Source organism: Pseudomonas sp. Xaverov 83 (genome assembly GCF_019352905.1).
In the GTDB taxonomy this organism is placed as follows: domain Bacteria; phylum Pseudomonadota; class Gammaproteobacteria; order Pseudomonadales; family Pseudomonadaceae; genus Aquipseudomonas; species Aquipseudomonas yamanorum.
On record NZ_JAAAFU010000047.1, the window covers coordinates 1 to 7670 of the forward strand.

Sequence of the window (7670 nt, forward strand, 5' to 3'; positions counted from 1 at the left end):
TTTTGCTTACTTTTGCGCTTTTCAAAAGTGAGCCGCTGTAAGAGCGGAACCAATAGTCGCCGTTACCTAATAACGGATATACACACAGTCAAAAACAGAGGCACAACCCATGCTCCAGTTGATCCTCGGCGGCGCCCGCTCCGGCAAAAGCCGCCTGGCTGAAAAGCTCGCCACCGACAGCGCCCTAAGCGTCACCTACATAGCGACGAGCCAACCCCTGGACGGCGAAATGAACGCACGCATCGCCCACCACCGCGAACGCCGCCCATCCGAATGGGCCCTGATCGAAGAACCCATCGAACTGGCCCGTGTTCTCAAGGAAAACGCCACCCCGAACCATTGCCTGTTGGTCGACTGCCTGACTTTATGGCTCACCAACCTGCTGATGCTCGAAGACCCCGACCGTCTCAACCTCGAGCGCGAGGCCTTGCTACAAACCCTGGCCACCCTCCCAGGAGAAATCATTTTTGTCAGCAACGAGACCGGACTAGGTGTCGTCCCGCTGGGCGAATTGACTCGCCGCTATGTCGATGAAGCCGGATGGCTGCATCAAGCCTTGGCCGAACGTTGTCAGCGCGTTGTCCTGACCGTCGCCGGCCTGCCCCTGACTTTAAAAGGTACTGCGTTATGACCGACACCTGGTGGCTTAACCCCTGCAAAGCAATCGACACCCAAGCCAACGAACAAGCCCTGGCCCGCCAGCAGCAACTGACCAAGCCCGCCGGCTCCCTCGGCCAACTGGAAGCCGTGGCCGTCCAACTGGCCGGCCTCCAGGGCCAGGTCAAACCCAGCGTCGACCACCTGTGGATCGCGATCTTCGCCGGCGACCACGGCGTAGTCGCCGAAGGTGTCTCCGCCTTCCCCCAGGAAGTCACCGGCCAGATGCTCCACAACTTCGTCGCCGGTGGCGCGGCCATTAGCGTGCTGGCCCGTCAACTCGACGCCAAGCTGGAAGTGGTCGACCTCGGCACCATCACCCCGACGTTGAACCTACCGGGCGTACGCCACCTGAATATCGGTCTCGGCACCGCCAACTTCGTCAACGGCCCGGCCATGACCGAGGCCCAGGGCCAACTGGCCCTGCAAGCCGGCCGCGACAGCGTGCACCGCGCCATCGCGAGCGGCGCGCAGCTGTTTATCGGCGGCGAAATGGGCATCGGCAATACCACCGCCGCCAGTGCCCTGGCCTGCGCGCTGCTGGATTGCCAGGTCAGCGACCTGACCGGCCCCGGTACCGGCTTGAACGCTCAGGGTGTCAGCCACAAAGTCGCCGTCATCGAACGCGCCCTGGCGCTGCACGCAGGCGACCGTGATGACGCCCTGAAAACCCTGTTCAACCTCGGAGGCTTTGAAATTGCCGCGCTGGTCGGCGCCTACCTGGCCTGCGCTCAAGAAGGGGTCGTGGTGCTGGTGGACGGCTTTATCTGCACGGTCGCAGCGCTGGTCGCCACGCGCCTGAATCCCGGCTGCCGTGAATGGCTGCTGTTCGGCCACCGCGGTGCCGAGCCTGGCCATCGTCACGTGCTGCAAAGCCTCAATGCCGAACCATTGCTGGAGCTCGGCCTGCGCCTGGGCGAAGGCAGTGGCGCCGCGCTGGCCGTGCCGTTGCTGCGCCTGGCCTGCGCGCTGCATGGGCAAATGGCGACCTTCGCCGAAGCGGCCGTGGCGGACCGCCCGGCATGACTTTGCACCTGGACCTGCTGCGCCACGGCGAAACCGAACTGGGCGGCGGCTTGCGCGGCAGCCTGGACGATGCGCTTACCGCCAAGGGCTGGGAGCAGATGCGTGGGGCGGTGGTGGAGCAGGGCCCGTGGGACCGACTGGTCAGCTCGCCGCTGCAACGGTGCGCGCGGTTTGCTGATGAGCTGGGCGCGCGCCTGAACCTGCCGGTCACCCTGGAAAAAGACCTGCAGGAGCTACACTTCGGCGCCTGGGAAGGGCAGAGCGCCGAAGCCTTGATGGAAACCGACGCCGACGCGCTGGGTCTGTTCTGGGCTGACCCCTACAGTTTCACGCCGCCGCAGGGCGAGCCGGTGTCGCAGTTCTCCGCGCGTGTATTGGGCGCCATCGCGCGCTTGCATCAAGCCTATGACGGCCAGCGAGTGCTGCTGATCAGCCACGGCGGAGTCATGCGTTTGCTGTTGGCTCAGGCGCGCGGTTTGCCGCGTGAGCAACTGTTGAATGTTGAAGTGGGCCACGGTGGCCTGTTCAGCCTGCAGGTCGAGGCCGATGGCGTATTAAGGGAAGGACTCTGAGCATGTTGCCGTTCTGGATCGCCTTGCAGTTTCTCAGCAGCCTGCCGATTCGCTTGCCCGGCATGCCGCAGCCGCAGGAGTTGGGGCGGTCGTTGCTGTTTTATCCGCTGGTGGGGCTATTGTTCGGGCTGCTGCTGTGGGGCTTGAACGCGGTGTTGATGGGCGCGCCATTGCTGCTGCACGCCGCGCTGTTGTTGACTGCGTGGGTGTTGCTCAGCGGCGGCTTGCATCTGGACGGCCTGGCCGACAGCGCCGACGCCTGGCTCGGTGGCTTCGGCGATCGCGAGCGCACCCTGACCATCATGAAAGACCCGCGCAGCGGGCCGATCGCGGTGGTCACCCTGGGCCTGGTGCTGTTGCTCAAGTTCACCGCGCTGGTAGCGTTGATTGAGCAGCACAACGGCGTCGCGCTGATCCTCGCACCGTTGATTGGCCGCGCTTCGATGCTGGCGCTGTTTCTCACCACACGCTATGTGCGCGCGGGTGGGTTGGGGCAGGCCTTGGCGGACCATTTACCACGCATCGTCGGCCAACAGGTACTGATCCTCAGCGGTCTGGCGTGTATCTTGATCGGCGGTTTCAGCGGCGGGATTGCCGTATTGCTGGCGGCCCTTTGCTTTATCGGCTTGCGCCAGCTGATGGTTAATCGCCTCGGCGGCACCACCGGCGACACCGCCGGCGCGCTGTTGGAGCTATTGGAGGTTGCGGTGTTGGTCGGCCTGGCGCTGTAACAGTTTCTTGCATTTCATTAATCCCGGGTATATACACGCTCTATGCTTGCTTCCCAATGTTTATGCACCAACCTGCGTCGCGCCGCTCGTGGCGTCAGCAGGCATTACGACGGCGCTCTCGACGGCTTCGGGATCAACGTTGCCCAGTATTCTTTGCTGTGTAACTTGCAGCGCCTCGATCAACCGAGTATTTCCAGCCTGGCCGACGCCATGGGCCTGGATCGCAGCACGCTGGGGCGTAATTTGCGGGTGCTGGAGGGCGAGGGCCTGGTGCAACTGGTCGAGGGCGATGACCTGCGCAATCGCCTGGTTCTGCTCACCGAGGCAGGTAACGAACGGCTTGCGGCGGCATTGCCGGCCTGGGAAGCGGCGCAGCAGAAATTGATCGATAAGTTGGGCGCCGAAAAGCGCGAAACCCTGTTGGCCTTGCTGGATGAACTCGCTTAAAGCGAGTTTTTTCGATGATAAGCGGGTATATACCCGCGAGCGGAGAATAAGAAATGACCTCGATGTGGCGCACCAGCGGCTGGATTCTTGTGGGGAGTGCGCTGATTCTCGCGTTGTCCTTGGGCGTGCGGCATGGCTTTGGGCTGTTCCTGGCGCCCATGAGTGCCGAATTCGGCTGGGGCCGTGAAACCTTTGCCTTTGCCATTGCCCTGCAAAACCTGATCTGGGGCCTGGCGCAGCCCTTTACCGGCGCCCTGGCCGACCGCTTTGGTGCGGCCAAGGTGGTGATGATTGGTGGCGTGCTTTATGCGCTGGGCTTGGTGTTCATGGGCTTATCGGATTCAGCGTGGTCGCTGTCCCTGAGTGCCGGATTGCTGATCGGCATTGGTCTGTCGGGAACCTCATTCTCGGTGATCCTCGGCGTCGTGGGCCGCGCCGTTGCGCCGGAAAAACGCAGCATGGCCATGGGCATCGCCAGCGCCGCCGGTTCCTTCGGTCAGTTCGCCATGTTGCCGGGCACCCTGGGTTTGATCGGCTGGCTTGGCTGGTCCGCCGCGTTGCTGGTGCTGGGGCTGATGGTGGCGCTGATTGTGCCGTTGGTGACCATGCTGAAGGACCGTCCGCTGCCCGCGGTAGCCGGCCAACAGACCCTGCGCGAAGCCTTGGGTGAAGCCTGCTCCCATTCGGGGTTCTGGCTGCTGGCGTTTGGGTTCTTTGTTTGCGGTTTCCAGGTGGTGTTTATCGGCGTGCACTTGCCGTCGTACCTGGTGGACCAGCACTTGCCGGCTTCTGTGGGTACCACGGTACTGGCATTGATCGGCCTGTTTAATATCTTCGGCACGTATACGGCGGGATGGCTCGGCGGGCGTATGTCCAAGCCGCGCCTGTTGACCGGTTTGTACCTGCTGCGGGCGGTGGTGATTGTGATTTTCCTGTGGGCGCCGGTGACGCAAACCAGCGCCTACCTGTTTGGCATGGCCATGGGCTTCTTGTGGCTGTCCACGGTGCCGCTGACCAACGGCACGGTCGCGACCCTGTTTGGTGTCAGAAACCTTTCCATGCTCGGTGGGATCGTGTTCCTGTTCCACCAACTGGGTTCGTTCCTCGGGGGCTGGTTGGGCGGGGTGGTCTATGATCGAACCGGTAACTACGATTTGATCTGGCAGGTGGCAATCGTCCTGAGTCTGGTGGCAGCGGCGCTGAACTGGCCGGTGCGCGAGCGCCCGGTGGCACGTTTGCAGGCGCAAATGGGGGTGGCATGAATTCGACCTGGCATTGGCTCGGCGCAGCAGGGGCAGCAGTCCTGCTGCTTCTGGCGTGGTGGGGCTGGCAACAGGGCGGTCTGGCATTGATGCAGTTGGGCATGGCGATCTGTTAAGTTCTGTGTCTGAGACTTTTCAAGGACACCTGACATGCAGATGCGCTGGCTCGCAGTACCCGCTCTGATGGTGGCTTTTGGCGGCGTCGCCATGGCCGCCGATTGCCCGCCGTTGCTTGAAGGCCAACTGCCCAAGCTGCGCGCCAAGGAATCCATCGACCTGTGCCAGCGCTTCGCCGGCAAGCCGCTGGTGATCGTCAACACCGCCAGCTTCTGCGGTTTTGCGCCGCAGTTCAAAGGGCTTGAGGCCTTATACCAGCGCTATAAGGGCCAGGGGCTGGAAGTGATAGGCGTGCCGTCCGATGACTTCAAGCAGGAAGCCAAGACCGGGGAGGAAACTGCCAAGGTTTGTTACGTTAATTACGGCGTGACCTTCACCATGACCGAACCACAGAAGGTCAAGGGCCCGGACGCGGTGCATCTGTTCAAGATGCTGGCGCAGCAGAGCAGCGCGCCGAAGTGGAATTTCTACAAGTACGTGGTGGACCGCCAGGGCAAGGTGATCGCCAATTTCTCCAGCCTGACCAAACCGGATAGTCCGGACCTGATCAAGGCGGTGGAAGAGGCGCTGGCTTCTAAACCCTGATTACCGCCCACTAAAAAGCCCCGCCTCTTTTGCAAGAGAGCGGGGCTTTTTTATGTCGCTTTACATCAGAACTTGTACGTTACGCCCAGGCCGAAACCGTTGGCGCTGTTTTCGTACTTGGCGCTGTAGGAACCCAGTGCATTGGACTTGTTGACTTTGACCGGCTCTTCCTTGAGGTAGGAATAAGCCAGGTCGACAGTCATGTTATCCATCACGGCATAACCCAGGCCCACACTGAAGATGGTCCGGTCGCCAGTAGGAATACGTGGGGAGCGGTCAGTGTTGTTGGTTGGCGACTGGTCGAACGTCAGGCCGGTACGCAGTACCACTTGCTTGGTGACCTGGTACGAAGTACCCAGGGCGTAGGCCCAGGTGTCGTGCCAGTTCTGAGGTTCAGTGATAGTGCCGATGACCGAAGGTGCGAGAAAGCCGTTGGCGCCTGTTACACCTTGGTTCTTGACCGTGATGTCTTTCAGGCGGCTCCAGCGGGTCCAGGTAGCACCACCATAGAGTTTCCAGGCATCAGTCAGGTCCTGGGTTACCGACAGGTCGTAAGACTCTGGCGTATCGATGCTCAGCGAGGCGTCGTAGCGGCCACTGCCAATAGCGCCGGCAGTCGGAGCAGGCGCCGTCACCTCGGTGTGGCCGTCAAGCTTGTAGCTGACCTTGGAGTGGTAGGTCAGGCCGACGCGGGTGGTATCGGTGGCCTGTACCAGTACGCCGACGTTGAAACCAATGGCGGTATCGTCGCCCTTGATCGTGACGTTGGTCGAAGGCACGGCAGGGTTCAGGGTCAGTTCGGATTCCAGCTTGCCGGAAATCCGGTTGATGGTGGGGCCGAAACCGATGGAAACCCGGTCGTTGAACGCGTAGCTGACCGTCGGCTGGAGGGTGATGACAGACACTTTGCTGTAGCTGCCAAACCCGCTGCCCTGGAAGCCGCGTTCATAATCAGTCACCAGGCCGAACGGTGCGTAGACACCAAAGCCGACAGCCCACTGATCGTTGAGTTTGTTGGTGTAGAAGCCGAACGGTACGCCGGTGAAGGGAACCATATCGCCTTTGTTGGTGCCCCTGGAACGGCCGCCGGCATCTTTGATGTCGGTCGAGGCGTCGATGGCTGCAACACCACCCGTAATCTGCTGGCCTTCAAGGCGAGCCATACCGGCAGGGTTGCCATAAACAGTGCTTGCGTTATCGGCAGATGATGAGCGCCCCGCAAAACCGGTACCCATCCCAGCAACGTCTTGTTCGTTGAGGGCGAAGCCGCTCGCGAACACATGGGAGGATGCCATTGCAACGGCGAGGCTAAGTGTCGTCTTGAGCATTACTTTTTTCATTATTAGAACTCCGTGGTGATCACCGCTGCGGAAAGTAACAATATTTTTAAGTTAGCGCTATAGGCTGAAACATAGGAGATAGAGCGGTTTTGTAGGACAATCCGACCAAAATCAACGTTTTTAGCCGAATCTTGCAAGTCACCCGGTCAACAGGCGACGTGATTCATGGGTAAAACACAGGTTTGCCAGGCTTGGGTGAAATCCCGAAGCCGGCCCTGGGGGTGAAATATTTCTTTCCAGATACGCGCCATCGCCAATACATCATCGGCCGGTGGCAGGTTTGGACGGTGTTGTTCCACCAGCAGCCACGCGATGGCGGTGGCGTAACGCAGGTTGACCGTCAGCTCGAGCTGCGGCCCGCTGAGGAAGGCATGCTGGCTGGCGAGGCCGCGAACCAGGCTGGCGCGTTCGGGGTCCAGCGCCAGGTAGTCATCCCACAGCGCACGGTGGCGGGGTTCGGTGATGCTGTAGAGGCCATGGCCGCGGCGGTCGTGCAGGGCTGAGCCAAGTGCCGACTGGCTGGCGGCGATGCCCAGCAGCAGGGATTCGGCAGTCGGGTTATGGCGACCCAGATAAAGCAGGGTGGGCCGGATCACATAACGACACAATTCGCTGGCGGCGATGCCCATAAAAGCCTCAATCCATGAAATTGGTCGGCGATACCTGAGAGGGGGCTTGGCAGCAGTGAATCGGATCTCAGGCTCGCCGGAAGCGGATCATGCCGCTTGAGTTGAAGTGTAGTGTCATATTTGCGACGTAAAGGACTGTTTTTAAAATATTTTCATCATTTAGTTATATCGTTTATATCAATTTAAACTTAGCGCGCCTGAATTTCAGGCAATAAAAAACCCCGGGTTTTAACCTAATGCTGTTCACTTAAGCATTTGAGCCCACGCCGGGCTTCCTAGAAAATCCGATACCAGACCTCTGGCA

The 7670-nt window shown here is 60.7% G+C and carries 9 protein-coding genes; 7 read left to right on the forward strand and 2 right to left on the reverse strand.

Translation table 11 applies throughout. From position 1 onward, the window contains the following. Nucleotides 1-109 precede the first annotated feature (109 nt). The 7 genes from cobU (at nucleotide 110) to K0H47_RS15240 (ending at nucleotide 5397) form a co-directional block, all read left to right on the forward strand. Nucleotides 110-631, forward strand: a complete 522-nt coding sequence (gene cobU / locus K0H47_RS15210) for a bifunctional adenosylcobinamide kinase/adenosylcobinamide-phosphate guanylyltransferase (RefSeq protein WP_177027068.1) — start codon at nucleotides 110-112, stop codon at nucleotides 629-631. Further along, nucleotides 628-1683, forward strand: a complete 1056-nt coding sequence (gene cobT / locus K0H47_RS15215; RefSeq protein ID WP_063032424.1) for a nicotinate-nucleotide--dimethylbenzimidazole phosphoribosyltransferase — start codon at nucleotides 628-630, stop codon at nucleotides 1681-1683. Before cobU ends, cobT begins: the two co-directional genes overlap by 4 nt. After that, a complete protein-coding gene (gene cobC / locus K0H47_RS15220) occupies nucleotides 1680-2255 on the forward strand; it encodes an alpha-ribazole phosphatase family protein (protein ID WP_063032422.1) in 576 nt (191 codons plus the stop codon). The genes cobT and cobC overlap by 4 nt, the downstream gene beginning before the upstream one ends. Nucleotides 2256-2257: 2 nt before the next feature. Continuing rightward, on the forward strand, nucleotides 2258-2986 hold the full coding sequence (locus K0H47_RS15225) for an adenosylcobinamide-GDP ribazoletransferase (protein ID WP_219273117.1): 729 nt from the start codon (nucleotides 2258-2260) through the stop codon (nucleotides 2984-2986). Between the two features lie 42 nt (nucleotides 2987-3028). Then, nucleotides 3029-3433, forward strand: coding sequence for a MarR family winged helix-turn-helix transcriptional regulator (locus K0H47_RS15230; protein WP_063032418.1), 405 nt, complete (start codon nucleotides 3029-3031; stop codon nucleotides 3431-3433). A 62-nt stretch (nucleotides 3434-3495) separates the two neighbouring features. Beyond that, on the forward strand, nucleotides 3496-4695 hold the full coding sequence (locus K0H47_RS15235) for an MFS transporter (protein ID WP_177071784.1): 1200 nt from the start codon (nucleotides 3496-3498) through the stop codon (nucleotides 4693-4695). A gap of 150 nt (nucleotides 4696-4845) precedes the next feature. Continuing rightward, on the forward strand, nucleotides 4846-5397 hold the full coding sequence (locus K0H47_RS15240) for a glutathione peroxidase (protein ID WP_218264272.1): 552 nt from the start codon (nucleotides 4846-4848) through the stop codon (nucleotides 5395-5397). A gap of 65 nt (nucleotides 5398-5462) precedes the next feature. Here the strand turns inward: K0H47_RS15240 and K0H47_RS15245 are convergent, their stop codons facing one another. Then, on the reverse strand, nucleotides 5463-6737 hold the full coding sequence (locus K0H47_RS15245; RefSeq protein ID WP_026078188.1) for an OmpP1/FadL family transporter: 1275 nt from the start codon (nucleotides 6735-6737) through the stop codon (nucleotides 5463-5465). A gap of 146 nt (nucleotides 6738-6883) precedes the next feature. After that, a complete protein-coding gene (locus tag K0H47_RS15250; protein WP_017479105.1) occupies nucleotides 6884-7366 on the reverse strand; it encodes a hypothetical protein in 483 nt (160 codons plus the stop codon). Between the last annotated feature and the right edge of the window lie 304 nt (nucleotides 7367-7670).

Coding starts and splice junctions, on each gene's coding strand:
- cobU (WP_177027068.1), top strand. CDS start 110: ATGCTCCAGTTGATCCTCGGCGGCGCCCGCTCCGGCAAAAGCCGCCTG.
- cobT (WP_063032424.1), top strand. CDS start 628: ATGACCGACACCTGGTGGCTTAACCCCTGCAAAGCAATCGACACCCAA.
- cobC (WP_063032422.1), top strand. CDS start 1,680: ATGACTTTGCACCTGGACCTGCTGCGCCACGGCGAAACCGAACTGGGC.
- K0H47_RS15225 (WP_219273117.1), top strand. CDS start 2,258: ATGTTGCCGTTCTGGATCGCCTTGCAGTTTCTCAGCAGCCTGCCGATT.
- K0H47_RS15230 (WP_063032418.1), top strand. CDS start 3,029: ATGCTTGCTTCCCAATGTTTATGCACCAACCTGCGTCGCGCCGCTCGT.
- K0H47_RS15235 (WP_177071784.1), top strand. CDS start 3,496: ATGTGGCGCACCAGCGGCTGGATTCTTGTGGGGAGTGCGCTGATTCTC.
- K0H47_RS15240 (WP_218264272.1), top strand. CDS start 4,846: ATGCAGATGCGCTGGCTCGCAGTACCCGCTCTGATGGTGGCTTTTGGC.
- K0H47_RS15245 (WP_026078188.1), bottom strand. CDS start 6,737: ATGAAAAAAGTAATGCTCAAGACGACACTTAGCCTCGCCGTTGCAATG.
- K0H47_RS15250 (WP_017479105.1), bottom strand. CDS start 7,366: ATGGGCATCGCCGCCAGCGAATTGTGTCGTTATGTGATCCGGCCCACC.